This is a genomic window from Bacillus sp. FSL P4-0248, assembly GCF_038593305.1.
GTDB classification, from domain to species: domain Bacteria; phylum Bacillota; class Bacilli; order Bacillales; family Bacillaceae; genus Bacillus; species Bacillus safensis.
In genome coordinates this window covers 1,891,954-1,909,704 of sequence record NZ_CP151983.1, presented here as the reverse complement: position 1 = coordinate 1,909,704, position 17,751 = coordinate 1,891,954, and the positions used below count along the sequence as shown (strand labels likewise).

The following is a 17,751-nucleotide window of genomic DNA, read 5'->3' as shown; positions in this document are numbered from 1 at the left end:
GATAAAATAGTGCAAGAGAAGCAGAACCATTAAATGCTAAACTCAAAACTAGTACATAAGTCTTATTGAACAAAATCATGAAAGGCGGAGATTCCTCTATGAAGAAAAAAGTAGTAACCGGCCTCACAGTTTCAGCGATCGCTGGCTCAGCTGTGTTTGCTGCACCGGCAGAAGCACAGACGATCAAGGTGAAAAGCGGTGACTCACTTTGGAAGATTGCCGAACAGTACAATACAAGTATTTCGGAGCTTCAATCTCTTAATCAATTAAAAACGACAATGATTTTTGCAGGACAAAGCTTGAAAATTCCTGGCGAAAAAAGCAAGAAATCCAGTTCATCAACAGGGTCAAAAGCAACGAAATCAAGTGCTTCAAAGACTTCCAGCTATACTGTAAAGCTTGGCGATTCTTTATGGCTGATTGCAAAAAATCATAAAATGTCAGTTGCGAGCTTAAAAAGCCTAAACAGCTTAAACAGCGACCTGATTCGTCCTGGTCAAAAGCTAAAGGTATCTGGCAGCACGAAGACGAGCGGAAACCAGTCATCAAATTCAAACTCATCTTCAAATTCCAGCTCAAGCAATAAGACAACGAATTCAAATAGTTCATCATCAAGTACATACAAGGTTAAATTAGGGGATTCACTTTGGAAAATTGCGAATTCGCTAAATATGTCGATTGGTGAAATCAAAACATTGAACGGATTAAAATCTGATATGATTTATCCGAATCAAGTATTGAAAGTAAAAGGGACGGCTGCATCAAAACCAAGTCAGCCGAAACCTACTAAACCAAGCAATTCAAACAGTAACCAGTCTTCTAGCGGGAAAACAACATCTTATACTGTAAAATCAGGTGATTCGTTATGGAAAATTGCGAATCAATTCAAAGTACAGGTTCAATCAATCCGCACAGCCAACAACTTAAAAAGTGATGTGCTTAGAATTGGACAAGTATTAAAAATCAATGGTGCAGCTTCCGGTTCAACTGGATCGAATGGTTCTACGTCTAACGGTTCAACAAAGCCAGTCGACAATAACAAAAATGATGTACCAATGAATGCAAAGATCACGACAATGATTCAAGAGGGGAAAAAGCTGACAGGCGTTCCTTACAGATGGGGCGGTAATACACCAGCAGGATTTGACTGCAGCGGCTTTGTTTACTATCTCATTAACAAAGTTTCATCTGTATCCAGATTAAGCACAGCTGGCTACTGGAATATGATGACTCCTGTAAGCACACCACAAGTTGGAGATTTTGTTTATTTTACAACGTACAAAGCAGGCCCTTCTCATATGGGACTATACCTTGGCGGAGGAGATTTCCTTCATGCAAGTGACAATGGAGTAGGAATTTCGAACTTAAGCAACCCATATTGGAAAAAAGCCTACTTAGGTGCAAAACGTTTCTTCTAAAAAAAGCCGATTTTCGGCTTTTTTTGTTTGCCTGCTGCTGTGATTGTCCATACTGATAACAAAAGGGGGCAGTCATAAATGAAAAAGTCAGTGTGGATGATCATGATATGTTTGATCTTTACCGCATCAGCATGTCATGCACCGCCGAAAAAAGAAACGACCGAAGAAACAAGCGAAGTTTCAGCACCTAAACAAGCACCAGTCACGACGCCACTCATAAACGAAAGCGGGCAAAAAATAGGAAGCATTGAAATAAGAGAGTCCTCAGAAAATGGGCTGGATCTGCATGTGAAAGCGAAAGGGCTGCCACCAGGTCCTCACGGTTTTCATATTCATGAAACAGGAATATGTGAAACGCCAGATTTTGAAACGGCAGGAGCTCACTTTAATCCAACCCATAGAGAGCATGGTTTTGACAATCCAAAGGGGCACCATGCTGGAGATATGCCTAATTTAGAGGTGGGAGCAGATGGACAAATTGATGTTGTCGTGAATGTACCAGATGTGATGTTAAAGGGAGGCCCGAATCAATTAATCGATCAAAATGGGCGAAGCTTTATCATTCATGCAGAAGCAGATGATTACTTAAGTAACCCTTCTGGTAACTCAGGAAAACGTATCGCTTGCGGAGCGATAACAAAAGAAATGGCAAAATAACAGAAGTCTAACCTTTATGTATTGAGTGCATAAAGGTTTTTTTAGTATACTTGGTGAGGAAAATGATCGAAGAGAGGAATTAATCATACATGTTTAACGAACAATCACTCCCAGAAGAAATTCAAGCAATGATTAAAGCAAAAGCAAAAGTGCTGGAAGAAGAATTTCGTCCACTTATTGGAACAGGCGGCTATGAATCACAGGATACTTCTATCATTCAAGATGCCATGATTGCATTAGCACTAGGAAAAAACGTTCTTTTAAAGGGACCGACCGGCTCAGGTAAAACAAAACTAGCAGAAACATTATCCGCTTTCTTTCAGCAGCCGATGCACAGTGTGAACTGCTCGGTTGATCTTGATGCTGAAAGCTTGATTGGCTATAAAACCATCCACAATGATGGTCAGGTGGCTTCGATTGAATTCATTGAAGGACCTGTGACAAAAGCAATGAAAAAAGGCCATCTTTTATATATTGATGAAATCAACATGGCGAAGCCAGAAACACTGCCTATTTTAAATGGTGTACTCGATTACAGAAAAATGATGACAAACCCATTTACAGGTGAGGTTGTTAAAGCAGAAGAAGGCTTTGGGGTCATTGCGGCAATCAATGAAGGATATGTCGGCACAGTGCCTCTAAATGAAGCGTTAAAAAACCGTTTTGTGGTCATTGACGTTCCATATATCGGCGGCGGTATCCTGAAAGATGTACTGCAATCTCAATCTGTTTTAAAGGATGAGCGGTTAATTGATCAATTCGTTCAGCTCTCATCAGACCTTATTACACAAGCTCATAACGGACAGGTGAGTGAAGAAGCAGCATCCATCCGCGCGCTTCTAGATACTTGTGATCTTGCGCAATACATCCCGCCGCTTCGTGCCGTTGAACGAGGCATTGTTGAAAAGCTGGAAGATGACCGGGAAAAAGCAGCGGTAAGAAATATCGCCCAAACATTATTCGAGTGAGGTTCTAACTTTTGAAATTCATCAAATTTAATGACAGCAGAATCGATTCATTTTTATTTATGGAATTAACGGATTTAGCCAAAACGTTAGCAAAAAGTGATGATGTCGAGCTTGAATACGGTGTGCAGTCCTACTATGAACCGTTTGAAAAGAAAATTTTCATCAGTCATTTTTGGGATGATCGTAAACAAGAAGATATGCTAGCAGGGCTGAAAAGTGATGTGTTCCTTCGTGCAGTAGGCACGGTTTATAGTGATCTTACGGTATTTCAGGAGATCATTCGCTTTGCTCATACATTATCCATTCCTGATGTATGTAAACAATTGTTTATGCTGTTTGAAGATATCCGGATTGAAGAGCGGATTAAGCATGACCGCCCAGGAACAAAAAAGGTATTTAAACGAAGAAGAGAGCTGTACCGGCGTCACTTTAAGACACAATTAACGATTAACCAAGAACGAAGTATTTTAACAGATGCACTCTTTTGTGCGATTTATCTGAAGCTGACAGCTGATTCTCCGCTCGAAGAGATTCCGCCTCTTCATGAGCAGATCAACCCGATGATTCCGTTTATTGAGTCAAGTCTTGAACGTGTATATGATGCGGGTTCAACTGCAGACATCGCAGCTATTGTCAAAGAATTGATGGAAGGGTTCGATGAACTGCTTGAAAAGGATATGCTGAATACGTACTTTTTCTTCCCTGAATTGGACTATGAACAAGCGGCAAAAGAACCGCTGTTCCATGACTTAAAAAGAAAACCTACATTAAGTGAGGACATCAAAGTCGACCGAGAAAAAGAAGGCGATGAAGACATTCACCAAGAGTATATGGAAGTGTGGCATCGAGAAACCGAAGCGCCATCCAAAAGCTTCCTTCAATTTGATTTAGAGCACGGCGGTAAAAGTGATCTTGGTAAGGATGCGGCAAGAGAAGGTGATGACGGAGATCAGGCACTCGGTACTGTCCAAGGCTCTGCAAAGCAAACACACCGAAAAGATTATTCAAAGCTTGAAGCGCTGGAAGAGGCTGAAGGTGAAGAAAGCGGAGCAGATGGTCATGAGAATGGAAAAGAAAACAAATATGCGTTTCCAGTCATGATTTCACCAGATCCTCCTAAGCCAGAACAAATCGATGCCTACAAGCAGCATGCGAAGGAAATTGAGCCTTATCAGAAACGCTTAAAACAAATGATCCAAAAAACACTTGAACATAAAAAATCATGGCCTAAAACAGACCTTCATGCAGGACGTCTCAGTAAAAAGCTGATTCGCTACTTTACAGAGTCTAACCCGCGTCTTTTCTATAAAAAACAGGCACCGTCTTCTCAGATTGATGCTGTTTTCACCTTATTAGTAGACTGTTCAGCGAGCATGTTTGACAAGATGGATGAGACGAAAAAAGGCATTGTTCTCTTTCATGAAGCGTTAAAATCCGTGCAAGTCCCACATCAAATTGTTGGGTTTTGGGAAGATACAAACGACGCAACAGAAACAAGTCAGCCAAACTACTTCAACACAGTTGTGTCGTTCAAAGATTCTCTATTTGACGCAGGGCCTTCTATTATGTCTCTTGAGCCAGAAGAGGATAACCGGGATGGCTATGCGATCCGCCAAATGACAAAGATGATTTTAAAGCGAAGAGAAGAGCAAAAGTTTCTGATTGTCTTTTCAGACGGAGAGCCAGCTGCGTTCAGCTACGAACAAAATGGGATTGTCGATACACATGAAGCAGTTCTTGAAGCGAGGAAAAAGGGCATTGAGGTGATCAATGTGTTTTTATCCAATTCGCCGATAGAAGAAGCACAGATGAAAACCATTCAAGATATGTATGGCAAGTTCAGCATTTTTGTACCAGATGTCGATACATTGCCAGATGTTTTATATCCATTACTGAAGAAACTGCTGCATAAAAGCATTGGGGCATAAGGTTTTGCCCCTTTCTTCAAATTATTTTTCGGAATGATTTAAATTTTTTGTTTTTCTGTGAATTTTTTATCTTTAATTGAACAAAGAATGTAGAAAGTAATCCAAAACAGTGGTAGAATATTATTGGAAGCGTTTTATTACATAAATTTGGTCATTGTGTTCTGGAAGTTATATCGAGATAGTGTTCAATCACTTGATGATCAAAGTTGGGGGTAGTGTTCAAAATGTTTCAAAATGATGTGAAACAACCGTTGAGTTGGGAAGAATTTCATGGTCCGAACCTCGGCTATGTGCTCGAGCTCTACGATCAGTATGTCCAGGATCCTACTAGTGTTGATGAAGATCTAAGAGGCATATTTGATGAACTTGGTGCACCACCGAGTGAAATGAAGGAGGAAATTGGGAAAAAAGAAAATAGCGTAGTTACTTCTGAACAAATCCAAAAGATAGCATCAGTCGTTAAACTGGCAGAAGACATCAGAACGTATGGCCATTTAAATGCTTCCGTCAATCCTCTTCGCAAAGAAAAGGAATTACAAGAGCTGTTTCCTTTAAAGGAGTACGGTTTAACAGAAGAAGATGTCAAGAATATTCCGATATCTATTATTAGTCCGGATGCACCAAAACACATTTCAAACGGCATAGAAGCCATTAACCATTTGAGAAATACGTATAAACGTACCATTTCATTTGAGTTTGATCACGTGCATGACTTCGAAGAGCGAAACTGGCTCTCAAAATCAATTGAATCTGGTGAACTATTTAAGAAAAAACCAGCAGATAAATTAGTTTCTGTTTTCAAGAGATTAACAGAAGTTGAGCAGTTCGAGCAGTTTCTTCATAAAACATTTGTTGGGCAAAAGCGCTTCTCTATAGAAGGTTTAGACGCACTTGTCCCAGTACTTGATGAAATTATTTCAGAGTCTGTTACACAAGGGACTTCAAATATTAACATTGGAATGGCACACAGAGGCCGTTTAAATGTATTAGCACATGTGTTAGGAAAGCCATATGAGATCATTTTCTCAGAATTCCAGCATGCGCCAAATAAAGAGCTCGTTCCATCAGAAGGCTCTATTGGCATCAGCTACGGATGGACAGGGGATGTTAAGTACCATCTTGGAGCTGACCGTCAAATCAAAGACGAAGATACAAAGAGTGCGAGAGTTACGCTTGCTAATAACCCAAGTCACTTGGAGTTCATTGATCCAATCATTGAAGGAAGCACGCGTGCCGCTCAGGAATCACGTACTCAAAAAGGCTATCCAGTTCAAGACGTTGAAAAAGCGTTAGCCATCTTAATTCATGGGGATGCAGCATTCCCTGGAGAAGGAATTGTGGCAGAAACATTAAATTTAAGCCAACTTGTAGGCTATCAAGTAGGCGGAACCATCCATATTATTGCCAACAATATGATCGGGTTTACAACAGAAAGCAATGAATCCCGCTCGACGAAATATGCGAGTGACCTTGCAAAAGGATTTGAGATCCCTATTGTTCACGTCAATGCAGATGATCCAGAAGCGTGTTTAGCGGCTGTTCAGCTGGCTGTAGAATACCGCAAACGCTTCAAGAAGGATTTCCTTATTGACTTGATCGGTTACCGCAGATACGGTCATAACGAAATGGATGAGCCTTCTACAACTCAGCCAATGCTGTACGATGCGGTCAGAAAGCACAAAACGGTCAAGAATATCTTTGCAGATAAACTTGTCTCAGAAGGTCTTTTGACAAAAGAGCAGCGTGAAGAAATCGAGCAGGCTGTGACAGCAAAAATAGAAGAAGCTTATAAAAAGGTGCCTTCAAAGAAAGAGCATACGATTCAAGAAATCGAACTGCCAGAGCCTGTATCAAACGGCTTCCCAGCAGTTGATACATCAGTAGAATTTGATGTACTCAGAAAGCTGAATGAAGAATTGATCAGCTGGCCGAATGATTTCCAAGTATTTGGTAAGCTGAAGCGGATCCTTGAAAAACGTGCAAAAGTGTTTACAGATGACCGTAAAGTAGAATGGTCACTTGGGGAAGCACTCGCATTTGCATCTATATTAAAAGACGGTACGCCAATTCGAATGACCGGACAGGATTCAGAGCGTGGTACTTTTGCTCAAAGAAACCTTGTTCTTCACGACAGTCAAACGGGAGATGAATTTATTGCTCTTCATGAACTAAGTGATGCGAATGCATCGTTTACAGTCCATAACAGTCCACTGTCAGAAGGCTCAGTCATCGGGTTTGAATATGGTTATAATGTCTATTCTCCTGAAACGTTAGTGATTTGGGAAGCTCAATTCGGAGACTTCGCAAATGCGGCTCAAGTGTATTTCGATCAATTTATCTCAGCTGGCCGTGCAAAATGGGGACAAAAATCAGGTTTAGTCATGCTGCTGCCGCATGGATATGAAGGACAAGGTCCTGAGCATTCAAGTGGAAGAACAGAACGCTTCCTGCAATCAGCTGCTGAGAATAACTGGACAGTTGCGAACCTGACTAGTGCAGCGCAATATTTCCATATTCTTAGAAGACAGGCGAAAATGCTGCTTCGTGAAGAGATTCGTCCGCTTGTCATTATGACACCGAAGAGTCTGCTTCGTAACCCGAACACATTGTCTGAAGTCCAAGAATTAACAGATGGACAGTTCCGTCCAGTTCTTGAACAGCCGGGTCTTGTACATGATCACGAAAAAGTATCGCGTCTCGTGCTATCTAGCGGGAAGGTATCCATTGATATTAGTGATCGTTTTACTCAAATGGAAGAGCCGAAAGATTGGCTTCACGTTGCAAGAGTGGAACAGCTATATCCGTTCCCAGCCAAAGATATTAAAGGAATTTTAACAAAGCTGACAAACTTAGAAGAAATCGTATGGGTGCAAGAAGAACCGCAAAATATGGGAGCTTGGGGATACATTGAGCCATATTTACGTGAAATTGCACCTGAAAAAGTAAAAGTACGTTACATCGGCCGAAGAAGACGTTCAAGTACGGCTGAGGGTGATCCAACTGTGCATAAAAAAGAACAAGAACGAATTGTATCTGATAGCTTGACTCGCAAAAACTAAGGGGGAAATGAAAAATGGCGGAAATTAAAGTACCTGAATTAGCGGAATCAATCTCGGAAGGAACGATTGCTCAATGGCTAAAGCAGCCGGGCGATTATGTGGAGCAGGGGGAGTACCTGCTGGAACTTGAAACAGATAAAGTCAATGTCGAACTGACTGCTGAAGAATCTGGTGTATTAAAAGAAGTACTGAAAGATTCTGGTGACACTGTACAAGTTGGAGAGGTCATCGGAACGATTGCAGCAGGTGAAGCTGGCGGAAGCGAGTCCGCAGCTCCAGCACCTGAGCAAGCTTCTGCACCAGCTTCGAAAGAAGAACCGGCAGCTGCTCAAAAAGAAGAAGCAGTGAAAGAAGAGCCGAAAGCTGGTAATGGCAGAACTATCGCTTCTCCTGCAGCTAGAAAATTAGCGAGAGAGAAGGGGTTAGACTTATCTGAGATTCCAACCGTAGATCCGCTGGGCAGGGTACGAAAGCAGGATGTCGCTTCTTATCAAAAGAATGAAGCACCTGCAAGTGCACCGAAAGCCGCGCCAAAAGCAAATGCTGCGGTGCAAACTGAACAAACAGGAAAGCCTATTGAACGTGAAAGAATGTCACGCCGCAGACAAACAATTGCAAAACGTTTAGTTGAAGTTCAACAAACGGCTGCGATGCTGACGACATTTAATGAAGTCGATATGACAGCTGTGATGGATTTAAGAAAGCGTCGTAAAGATGCCTTCCTAGAACAAAATGATGTCAAGCTTGGCTTCATGTCCTTCTTTACAAAAGCAGTTGTAGCAGCACTGAAGAAATATCCGCTGCTTAACGCAGAAATTCAAGGTGATGAGCTTGTCTTGAAGAAATTCTATGACATCGGCATCGCTGTTGCTGCAAACGAAGGACTTGTCGTACCGGTTGTCCGTGATGCAGACAGATTGTCATTTGCGGGGATTGAAAAAGAAATTGGTCATCTTGCGAAAAAAGCAAGAGATAACAAATTGTCTCTTAATGAGTTACAAGGTGGATCATTCACGATCACAAACGGCGGAACATTTGGTTCTCTGCTATCAACTCCGATTTTAAACAGTCCGCAAGTTGGAATTTTAGGGATGCATAAAATTCAGCTTCGTCCTGTGGCGATTGATGAAGAACGTTTTGAGAACCGTCCGATGATGTATTTAGCTCTTTCTTATGACCACCGTATTGTCGATGGTAAAGAAGCAGTTGGATTCCTCGTTACGATTAAAAATCTGCTTGAAGATCCTGAGCAGCTATTACTTGAAGGTTAATCTTCAATTATAAAAAGCTAGCACCTGTTAAGGTGCTAGCTTTTTTTCTTTTCACTGTCATGTTGTCCTCGTTTTGACCAATACGTCGCAAGCCAGGAACCAGATAAATTATGCCACACACTAAAAATTGCACTTGGTACGGCTGCGAGCGGTGAGAAGTGTGCTGTTGCTAGCGCTGCACCGAGCCCGGAGTTTTGCATGCCTACTTCGATCGAGATCGCTCTACGAGAAGGAATATCCATTCTGCACCACTTTGCGATCAGGTAACCAAATAAGAGACCAAGTCCATTATGTAATATAACAACGGCAAATATCAGTAATCCAGATTGAAGAATCTGCTCTTTATTTGCACTGACAACCGCTGCAATGATCAACACAATTCCAGCAACAGATACAAGCGGCAATGCTTGAACTGCATAGTTTACTTGTTTTTTGAAAAATACCTTAACGATAACACCTAGGATAATAGGAATTAGCACAACTTGGACAATGGACAAAAATAATGCCTCCGGTGATACAGGTAACCATGATCTTGCAAAAATATAGATAAAGAGAGGCGTTAAAAAGGGAGCAAGAAGGGTCGATATAGTTGTGACCGCTACGGATAATGCCATATTGCCTTTTGCCAAGAAGGTCATGACATTGGATGCTGTACCGCCCGGGCAGCAGCCCACAAGAATAACGCCTACAGCAATTTCAGATGGCAGCCGTAATCCGTAAGCTAATAGAAAGGCGATCAGCGGCATGAGTGTGTACTGCGCCAAAACCCCGATTAACACATAGAGAGGTTTACGATAAAGCTCCTTAAAATCTTCACCAGATAACGTAAGCCCCATCCCAAACATAATGACACCTAATAAAAAAGGGATATACGGTCCAATCTGAGAAAATACGTCAGGAAAAGTAAATCCAAGACATGCAAAGATAATGACCCAGATTGCAAAGGTTCTTCCTGCAAATTGACTAATGGTTAAAAGAATGTTCATTCATTGCTTCATCTCACTTTCCTCACATATCTTTCCTATTTTAAACGAATTTTCTGAAAAAACAACCCATTCTTTATAAAGGTGTTAATAATAAAATTATGTAAACTAAAAATACCCCATATAAGCATTGGCCTATATGGAGCATCGTTTTAAAAAGGGGTCCATCTCACTTGTTGTGCCTGCTTAAGCCTAGCTTCTGGCTCACGCCAGTCGACTACACTCCACCAACGATCTACGTATTTCGCTTTTTCATTCAGATATTGAAGGTAGTAGGCGTGCTCCCATACATCAAGGGCTAGAAGGGGGATCACGTCCCATTGTGACAAAAATTGATGGCGTTCTGCTTGTAAAATCTCTAATCGCTGAGATCTGGGCGCCCATACGAGAATGGCCCAGCCAACACCCTCTACTTGTTTGGCCGCTGCTGAAAATTGAGATTTAAATGCATCATAGCTGTCAAACGATTGTTCAATGAGACGAAGCATTTGTCCAGTGGGCTTTCGTTTTCCTGAAGGACTCATGGAAAACCAAAAAATACAATGTAAATAGTGCCCCGCACCATTGAAGGCAAGCTCCCGTTCCCAATGCTTAATCATTTTAAAATCATTGGTTCTTCTTGCATTTTTTAATGCAAGCTCAGCTTGGTTCAAACCATCTACATATGATTGATGATGCTTCTGGTGATGCAAATACATAATTTCTTTTGAAATAAACGGTTCTAGTGCATCATACCGGTAAGGGAGAGGAGGTAACTTGTGACTTCCAGCTGCTACCTCTCGCATGTCTTCTTGTGGGTTCATGTCCTCAGCAATACGTTCTGCCAGTTCGTACCACTCTTGTTCACTGGAATGTTCATCATCCATTGAGAACCATAAATGGTCTACTTTCTGACGGATGTTGTCATCTTGAATCGCGGGTTGAATGGAGCTAAGCCACTCTTTGAGCTGCAAACGGTACTCTTCCTTATTCATTCTTACGCCTCATTTCTTCTAAAAATGTGGAACAAGCCATCATCGGAAAGACAAATGGGTAGCTATGATAAGTGATGTAAAATTGCTTTGGCAGGCCAATGCCTACTGGATAGTGCAAGGCTTCACTCGTGTGCTGATGATGGATCAAAAATGAGATGGCTTTTAAAATCGTTTTGTCATCGGGCTTCTCATATTGTAAAAGTGCCTCTGCTGCCCAAGCCGTCTGAACCACTGTGCCAAACGGGAGGGGGACATACGTTTTTACCTCTGCACTTTTACATGATTCTCCGAAGCCGCCATCTTCTCGTTGAATCTGCTTTAAAAATCGGCATGCTTTTTGGACAGCAGGATGGGTGGAGGGGATGCCGGCAGCTTTTAGACCTGTTAATGCTGCCCACGTTCCATAAATATAGCAAACACCCCATCTGCCAAACCATGATCCATTTTTCTCTTGATGATTTAGGAGCCATTTGACACATTGGTCTTTTTGCCTGTGAATAGGCGGTGACATGTTTTTCTCTTCAAGACCCATGAGATGAAGCACGCGGCCTGTAATATCGGGAGTCGATGGATCAATAGCTGCATCCTCCGCAGATTCAAGCGGCAGATGTCGAAGCAGGAAGTGATCTTGATTTTTTTCAAAAGCAGAAAACCCGCCATCACGGTTTTGCATGGAAAGAAGCCAATTGAATCCTCGATTCCACTGAACTGGTGCGTACGTTCGAGGAATGGCTTTTAAGACAATTTGCGTATCATCACAATCAGGATTATTCGTGTTGATATCTGAAAAACCAAAGCCTCCCGGAGCAGCATGCCGGTTATGGATCGCCCAGTCTGCTTTCTTCATTTGCTGCCGGTTCAGTAAGTATGAGAAAGACTTTGTGATGACTGGGTCTTCTTGTTTTTTGCCAGCTTTTTGAGAAGCATAACTGACAAGTGCTGTATCCCAAACTGTGGATGTGGAATTTTCTGCATACATTCTGCCCTGACAGTTTGTGACTAGCTTTTTCATGCCTTTGACTGCTTTTAAAATGAGATGATGTCCCGGGGAGTATCCAAGGCTCATCAGTGCATAGACCATAAAAATACTTGCACTTAAATAGCTGTACAGTGTGCCATCTTTTTCGAGGCGGTCAAACATATATCGCTTTGCTGCTTCATATCCGAAAAAGTCCAGCCGGCTGTCGAGTGCTGTATACGATCGCATGTAAGTCAGAAAGTGATGAGTGGAACGTTCTTCTCTTGCCATAAACCAGTCAAATGGATTCTTAGACATGTTTGCATCAAGGTGTGCTAGGCTTGGAAATTTCTCATGAGAAGTATATCGTTTGTTGAGTGCAATCATCATTGGCACAAAGTGAATTCTTGCATATGCACTAAGATGATAGAAGTGAAGTGGAAAGTATGTAGGGATGAGTAAAAAGGAAAGTGGTGCATAGAAGTACGGCCAAGGGTGCATGCCGTTGACGGCGAGCATCCACTTTGTCATAAAGTGAACGTTCTTTAATCCGCCATTTGATCGAATATATTGCGCTGCTTTTTCCATATGAGGCTCATCTTGTTGAAACCTGCCTGAAACGAGCATTCCGCAATAGCCCTGCACAGTAGCTGTTACATGTCCCGTTTGATCATGATACAAAGAAAAAGACCCATCCTCATTTTGCTTTTCGCGTATCGCTTCTGCTAATTGATCAACGAAAGCTTGATCCGTATCGCCGACAGCCTTTAACAGCATAATCAAAAAAGCATTTGTCATCATTGGACCTTCAAAGCAGAAAACAAAGGCGCCATCTTCTCGTTGTCTTCGCTGCATTTGCATGTTCAATTCTTCAATAAATTCGTTTACTTTCAATTTAAAATCTTGCATATGCGGCCATGCTCCTTCCCTTTCATACTATATTCAGGAGCCGGCCTGTCACATGCAAACACAAAAAAGCCGATGACACGGTCACCGGCTTTTTTGACGTCATTAGTCTTGGAGATTAATCCATACACTTTTGACTTCTGTATAGTTGTTAAGGGCATATGATCCCATTTCTCTGCCAAGACCTGATTGCTTATATCCTCCAAACGGGGAGGCGGCATCAAAGACATTATAGCAGTTGACCCAAATCGTTCCTGCTTCAAGACGTGCAGCGATATCATGGGCATGCTTTAAGTTTTCTGTCCAAAGTCCTGCTGCTAATCCATATTCAGACTGGTTGGCTCGTTCAACCACTTCATCAATGGAATCGTAAGGAATGGCAGATAAGACAGGTCCAAAGATTTCCTCTTTAGCAATGGTCATTTCATCTTCTACATCTTTAAAAATAGTAGGGGAGACGAAATAGCCAGCCTCATAAGGGCAATCGCCCCCGACAACGGCTGTTGCCCCTTCGGATTTACCTTTTTCAATATAGCCTAACACGCGTTCGTGCTGTTCTTTACTTACAAGAGGTCCAATTTGCGTATCTTGATGAAGACCAGCGCCTTGCTTGAGGGATCCTGCATATTTGGCCATTTGATCGACCACTTCATCATATTGGCTCCGATGAACAAAGACTCTGGAACCCGCGCAGCATACTTGGCCTTGGTTAAACATGACGCCATTTAAAGCACCTGGAATGGCTTTCTTTAAATCGGCATCAGGTAAAATAATATTCGGTGATTTTCCGCCAAGCTCTAATGTGACCCTCTTAATGGTTTTAGCCGCTTTCTCCATAATTAATTTCCCAACACTTGTTGACCCTGTGAAGGCCAGCTTGTTCACGTCAGGATGATCAGTTAAGGCTTCTCCGGCTGTTTCGCCAAATCCAGGAACGATGTTAATCACGCCTTCTGGGAAGCCGGCTTTGTCCACTAATTCTGCTAAGTAAAGAGCAGAGAGTGGAGTTTGTTCGGCTGGCTTTAAAACGATGGTGCACCCTGTTGCAAGTGCGGCGCCCATTTTCCACATAGCCATGAGCAGAGGGAAGTTCCATGGGATGATTTGTCCTACAACACCAACCGGCTCATGTCGGGTATAATTAAAATATCCTTGACTGACAGGAAGGGTTTGTCCATTCATTTTTGTCGTCCAGCCCGCATAATAGCGCATGTGCTCTATAGCGAGGGGGATATCTGCATTTGTTGTTTCATTAATTGGTTTTCCGTTATCTAAAGTTTCTAGCTGTGCAAGCTCTTCCTGATTTTCTTCCATTAAATCAGCAAGCTTGAACATGAGGCGGGCGCGTTCAGCGGCAGACATGGAGCGCCAAGGACCATGAAAGGCTTTTTTTGCAGCTTTTACTGCCTCATCAATATCTTTTGCACCTGCTTCATAAACATCAATAAGGGTTTCGCCTGTGGCTGGGTTAGGAGTAGCAAAGGTTTTGTTATCGTGACTTGTGACAAACTGACCATTAATGTAGAGTTTTTTCGTCCCATGGAGAAAAGATTCGAGTTTTGAACTAATTTGAAGTGTTGTAGAGCTCATAAATAAACAAACCTCCTTAAAGATATGGATTGTTTTCTGCGAGTTCTAGGTGGGAAAAGCGGACATGCAACGAAACTTTATACGCACAAAGATGTAAACGTATACATTAATCATATTACACGACATGTTTGAAAGCAATCCATAACACTCATTGCATTTCGCGAAAATTTGGCTACAATAAATGTATAGATGAAAAAAGGAGTTTTTAAATCATGATCCATCAAAACTGGCAAACGGCTCAAACGTTAAAACAAGTAAAATGTGTACATACAAATGCGAAAAAATATATGGTCGATCGGGCATTAACGGTTGGAAGCACATATGAAGTGAAAAATGAAACAGAAGAATTTCTGTTTGTCGTTGACAATACGGGTAAAGTAGGCGGGTATTACAAGGAGTATTTCGAAGATATTTCAGCTGAATGATTTTGAGGACCATCACTCATACTAAGAAAAACAGTAAAGGGTGATGATGATGAAAAAGCAGCAAAATGACGAGCAGAAAAGTCAACATGCTTGGCATGAACATGAGGACGCTGATATGGCAATTACGCTTGAACAGATTTCCGACGTGTATGCCGAGGGAACCATTGATACACCAAAAGACGAATAGTCATTTAAAAACAGTGATTTGCATAATCACTGTTTTTTTATTGGAATGAAGCAGCATTTTTTCTCGAAAAGAACTGAAACTTTTTTCCTGCTTTAACAGTCTAAATAAGTAGAGGAAAGAGCATCGGATCAAAAAGAAAAAGTTAAATGAAATTTAATCTATTCGTAATGGAATAACGACCATTTATAGCGTATTCTATAAGTGAGAATAAAACGTACCCACAGAGCCGTGTGGCCGTTTTGTCATAAAGGAATTTGATGCAGGAAGAGGGGGTTTACGTGGGTATTTTTTCTGTCAGTAAACAAAATGATAAGAAATTCGAATCCTTATTGATTGAAGGGGAAAGAATTGAGGCTGTTTACAGACTGCGTCACGACCAAATTTGCTTTACCAATAAACGACTGATCTTTGGCGATAACCGCGTATTTTCTAAGAAGAAAGTCAGGGTCTCCTTGCCGTATCGATCAATTGAAAGTTTTGCCATACAAGAAGCTGGCGTGTTTGATCAGGACACAGGTATGCTGCTTGTCACAAGCTCAAAAGTATTTGAACTCGACTTTTCCAAAGAGACGGATTTGAGTGATGTGCAAGCCATTTTGACAAAACATCTTTGCTGATCAATCTTGCGATTACATAGATCATATGCACTTTTCTCATTCTTCGTTCTTATTTTTATAGATCGCACATTGCTAAGTCCTTCCCATCTGATGGGAAGGGCTTTTTTCTGCTTAAGTGTTTGAATGATAGCAAAAAAGGATAAAGATGAAACAGATACAGAAAGGAGAATGAACAATGAAAGTGTTAGTTGCAGGAGCAAATGGACATACAGGCAGACTTGTCGTTCGTTATTTAAAAGAAAAAGGACATGAGCCGCTTGCTCTCATTCGAGATGAAAAACAAGCTGATGCACTAAAGGAACTTGGTGCAGCACCTGTCATCGGTGATCTTGAAAAAGATGTGACAGATGCTGTAAAACAAGCAGACGCTGTCATCTTTGCAGCTGGTTCAGGCTCAAAAACAGGGGCAGATAAGACCATTGCGGTCGATCAAGAAGGTGCAAAACGCCTCGTTGATACAGCGAAAAAAGAAAACATCCAGCATTTTGTTATGCTTAGTGCCTATAATGCAGATGATCCGAACCAAGGAAAAGGGCAAGGAAGTATGGAAACCTATTATGAAGCAAAAAGAAAAGCCGATGAGCACTTAAGACAGTCTGGTCTTTCCTATACGATTGTCCGCCCAGGTGCCTTGCTGCATGAGGAGAAGACAGGAAAGATTGAAGCTGCCGAACATATTCCAGATGATCAAAACATCGAGATTTCAAGAGAGGACGTAGCCATTGTTCTTGTGGAGAGCTTAACAGAATCCAATGTGAAAAATAAGTCCTTCGACTTGATGAAAGGCGGAAAATCAGTAGAAGAAGCACTTCGCCATCTGTAAGAAAAGAAAGCTGCTGCCAAAGAGGCGGCGGCTTTTTTGATGTTTTCTTTTCCCTTTCAGCGGGAAGGTAATGAGAAAGGAGTGATTGACCGTGGGCTTAACGAAAGAACAACAAGCTGATTTATACGAAAGATTGATTCAATTAAAAGAAGATGTGAAGGGATCAAAAAAGAAAGAAGAATCGATGCTCGTTGAATCGAGTGAGATTTCAAATGGTGTTGGAAATCATATCGCTGATCATGGGAGCATCTATTTAGACCGCATGACAGAACAAACGCTGGATCAAGTCGATGATCAGCTTGAAGGTGAAATCGATGCAGCACTGAAACGAATGGAAGACGGAACATATGGGATATGTGAGAAAACGGGGAAAGAGATTCCATACGAGCGTTTAAAAGCAGTTCCATATACACGTTATTCAATCGATGCAAAGAAAAATGAAGAAAACACTCAAGATCCAAACGAATTTGACCGTTCATTCTCCGATCAAATGCGCGATTTAACAAATAGAGAAACAATGGATCAGATGCATTCAGATACGTATGAAAGATTAGAGGAAGAGCAGGATGTTGATGTAGATGAGGAAAAATAGGATCATAAGCGAAGGTTAATTTTTTCAGAATAATTTTTTCTTATGTACACATGAACAAATAACTTGTATACATGAGTATTTCATAGAAAAAAGATCTCTTGAAATTTAATAAACTTTCGTGTAATATAGTTTAAAGGCTGCGATGCGCGTAATGTTAATTAAGTTTTAACCTTTAAGCTGTAATAGGGAGTTTTATATTGAAGCCGGAATGTCATGCCTCCTTAGCGAGGAAGACAGGAACGTTTCTGCAAACACCCACTTTGAGGAGTGGTGGTTTAAAACTTTCTTACTTAGATTACGGCATCCGCAGCTTTTCCTAGGATGATTCAAGCCATTTTCCATTGCGGAAAATGGCTTTTTATTTTGTGAAAAAACGAAATTGCACAGTCGGCCGG

The 17,751-nt window shown here is 41.5% G+C and carries 15 protein-coding genes and 1 other RNA gene; 12 read left to right on the top strand and 4 right to left on the bottom strand.

What is annotated here, in order from left to right; all coding sequences use genetic code 11:
• Window positions 1–98 precede the first annotated feature (98 nt).
• From NST65_RS09515 to odhB, 6 genes are all read left to right on the top strand, one after another.
• Complete coding sequence (locus NST65_RS09515) at window positions 99–1,418, top strand: peptidoglycan endopeptidase (RefSeq protein ID WP_041117706.1); 1,320 nt, start codon at window positions 99–101, stop codon at window positions 1,416–1,418.
• Window positions 1,419–1,496: 78 nt separating this feature from the next.
• Window positions 1,497–2,075, top strand: a complete 579-nt coding sequence (locus NST65_RS09510) for a superoxide dismutase family protein (protein ID WP_034280578.1) — start codon at window positions 1,497–1,499, stop codon at window positions 2,073–2,075.
• 89 nt (window positions 2,076–2,164) lie between these two features.
• Window positions 2,165–3,043, top strand: coding sequence for a MoxR family ATPase (locus NST65_RS09505; protein WP_034280579.1), 879 nt, complete (start codon window positions 2,165–2,167; stop codon window positions 3,041–3,043).
• Window positions 3,044–3,054: 11 nt separating this feature from the next.
• A complete protein-coding gene (locus NST65_RS09500) occupies window positions 3,055–4,971 on the top strand; it encodes a VWA domain-containing protein (RefSeq protein WP_046311478.1) in 1,917 nt (638 codons plus the stop codon).
• 224 nt (window positions 4,972–5,195) lie between these two features.
• Window positions 5,196–8,030 (top strand): 2-oxoglutarate dehydrogenase E1 component, encoded by a 2,835-nt coding sequence (gene sucA, locus NST65_RS09495; RefSeq protein WP_034280582.1) that lies wholly within the window; start codon window positions 5,196–5,198, stop codon window positions 8,028–8,030.
• 14 nt (window positions 8,031–8,044) lie between these two features.
• Entirely contained in the window at window positions 8,045–9,301 is a 1,257-nt protein-coding gene (odhB, locus tag NST65_RS09490) for a 2-oxoglutarate dehydrogenase complex dihydrolipoyllysine-residue succinyltransferase (RefSeq protein ID WP_046311476.1), read from the top strand.
• A 35-nt stretch (window positions 9,302–9,336) separates the two neighbouring features.
• Here the strand turns inward: odhB and NST65_RS09485 are convergent, their stop codons facing one another.
• The 4 genes from NST65_RS09485 to NST65_RS09470 all read right to left on the bottom strand — a co-directional run bounded on the left by NST65_RS09485 (window position 9,337) and on the right by NST65_RS09470 (window position 14,712).
• On the bottom strand, window positions 9,337–10,287 hold the full coding sequence (locus tag NST65_RS09485; RefSeq protein WP_046311474.1) for a bile acid:sodium symporter family protein: 951 nt from the start codon (window positions 10,285–10,287) through the stop codon (window positions 9,337–9,339).
• A gap of 149 nt (window positions 10,288–10,436) precedes the next feature.
• A complete protein-coding gene (locus NST65_RS09480) occupies window positions 10,437–11,258 on the bottom strand; it encodes a superoxide dismutase (RefSeq protein WP_034280588.1) in 822 nt (273 codons plus the stop codon).
• Window positions 11,251–13,125 carry a prenyltransferase/squalene oxidase repeat-containing protein gene (locus NST65_RS09475; RefSeq protein ID WP_342488795.1) on the bottom strand — a complete coding sequence of 625 codons (1,875 nt, stop codon included), beginning with the start codon at window positions 13,123–13,125 and terminating at the stop codon, window positions 11,251–11,253. Before NST65_RS09475 ends, NST65_RS09480 begins: the two co-directional genes overlap by 8 nt.
• Window positions 13,126–13,227: 102 nt before the next feature.
• On the bottom strand, window positions 13,228–14,712 hold the full coding sequence (locus tag NST65_RS09470) for an aldehyde dehydrogenase family protein (protein ID WP_046311469.1): 1,485 nt from the start codon (window positions 14,710–14,712) through the stop codon (window positions 13,228–13,230).
• Between the two features lie 212 nt (window positions 14,713–14,924).
• On the opposite strand from NST65_RS09470, the gene NST65_RS09465 reads away from it, so the two are divergent.
• The 6 genes from NST65_RS09465 (at window position 14,925) to ssrS (ending at window position 17,673) form a co-directional block, all read left to right on the top strand.
• The gene (locus NST65_RS09465) at window positions 14,925–15,137 is read left to right on the top strand and encodes a DUF6501 family protein (RefSeq protein ID WP_024422683.1); all 213 of its coding nucleotides are present in this window, start codon (window positions 14,925–14,927) and stop codon (window positions 15,135–15,137) included.
• Between the two features lie 49 nt (window positions 15,138–15,186).
• Entirely contained in the window at window positions 15,187–15,324 is a 138-nt protein-coding gene (locus tag NST65_RS09460) for a DUF4025 domain-containing protein (RefSeq protein ID WP_080701155.1), read from the top strand.
• A 278-nt stretch (window positions 15,325–15,602) separates the two neighbouring features.
• Window positions 15,603–15,941: a PH domain-containing protein gene (locus NST65_RS09455; protein WP_024422682.1), complete on the top strand. Its 339-nt coding sequence runs from the start codon at window positions 15,603–15,605 to the stop codon at window positions 15,939–15,941.
• Window positions 15,942–16,116: 175 nt separating this feature from the next.
• Window positions 16,117–16,764 (top strand): SDR family oxidoreductase, encoded by a 648-nt coding sequence (locus NST65_RS09450; protein WP_046311467.1) that lies wholly within the window; start codon window positions 16,117–16,119, stop codon window positions 16,762–16,764.
• Between the two features lie 91 nt (window positions 16,765–16,855).
• Window positions 16,856–17,356 (top strand): TraR/DksA family transcriptional regulator, encoded by a 501-nt coding sequence (locus NST65_RS09445; RefSeq protein WP_111926555.1) that lies wholly within the window; start codon window positions 16,856–16,858, stop codon window positions 17,354–17,356.
• Between the two features lie 131 nt (window positions 17,357–17,487).
• Window positions 17,488–17,673: non-coding RNA, 6S RNA (gene ssrS, locus NST65_RS09440), on the top strand.
• Window positions 17,674–17,751 lie beyond the last annotated feature (78 nt).

Excerpts from the sequence above, each read along its gene's own strand:
- NST65_RS09465 (WP_024422683.1), top strand. The coding sequence starts at position 14,925 with ATGATCCATCAAAACTGGCAAACGGCTCAAACGTTAAAACAAGTAAAA.
- NST65_RS09450 (WP_046311467.1), top strand. The coding sequence starts at position 16,117 with ATGAAAGTGTTAGTTGCAGGAGCAAATGGACATACAGGCAGACTTGTC.
- NST65_RS09475 (WP_342488795.1), bottom strand. The coding sequence starts at position 13,125 with ATGCAAGATTTTAAATTGAAAGTAAACGAATTTATTGAAGAATTGAAC.
- NST65_RS09470 (WP_046311469.1), bottom strand. The coding sequence starts at position 14,712 with ATGAGCTCTACAACACTTCAAATTAGTTCAAAACTCGAATCTTTTCTC.
- NST65_RS09480 (WP_034280588.1), bottom strand. The coding sequence starts at position 11,258 with ATGAATAAGGAAGAGTACCGTTTGCAGCTCAAAGAGTGGCTTAGCTCC.
- odhB (WP_046311476.1), top strand. The coding sequence starts at position 8,045 with ATGGCGGAAATTAAAGTACCTGAATTAGCGGAATCAATCTCGGAAGGA.
- NST65_RS09510 (WP_034280578.1), top strand. The coding sequence starts at position 1,497 with ATGAAAAAGTCAGTGTGGATGATCATGATATGTTTGATCTTTACCGCA.
- NST65_RS09515 (WP_041117706.1), top strand. The coding sequence starts at position 99 with ATGAAGAAAAAAGTAGTAACCGGCCTCACAGTTTCAGCGATCGCTGGC.
- NST65_RS09505 (WP_034280579.1), top strand. The coding sequence starts at position 2,165 with ATGTTTAACGAACAATCACTCCCAGAAGAAATTCAAGCAATGATTAAA.
- NST65_RS09460 (WP_080701155.1), top strand. The coding sequence starts at position 15,187 with ATGAAAAAGCAGCAAAATGACGAGCAGAAAAGTCAACATGCTTGGCAT.
- NST65_RS09485 (WP_046311474.1), bottom strand. The coding sequence starts at position 10,287 with ATGAACATTCTTTTAACCATTAGTCAATTTGCAGGAAGAACCTTTGCA.
- sucA (WP_034280582.1), top strand. The coding sequence starts at position 5,196 with ATGTTTCAAAATGATGTGAAACAACCGTTGAGTTGGGAAGAATTTCAT.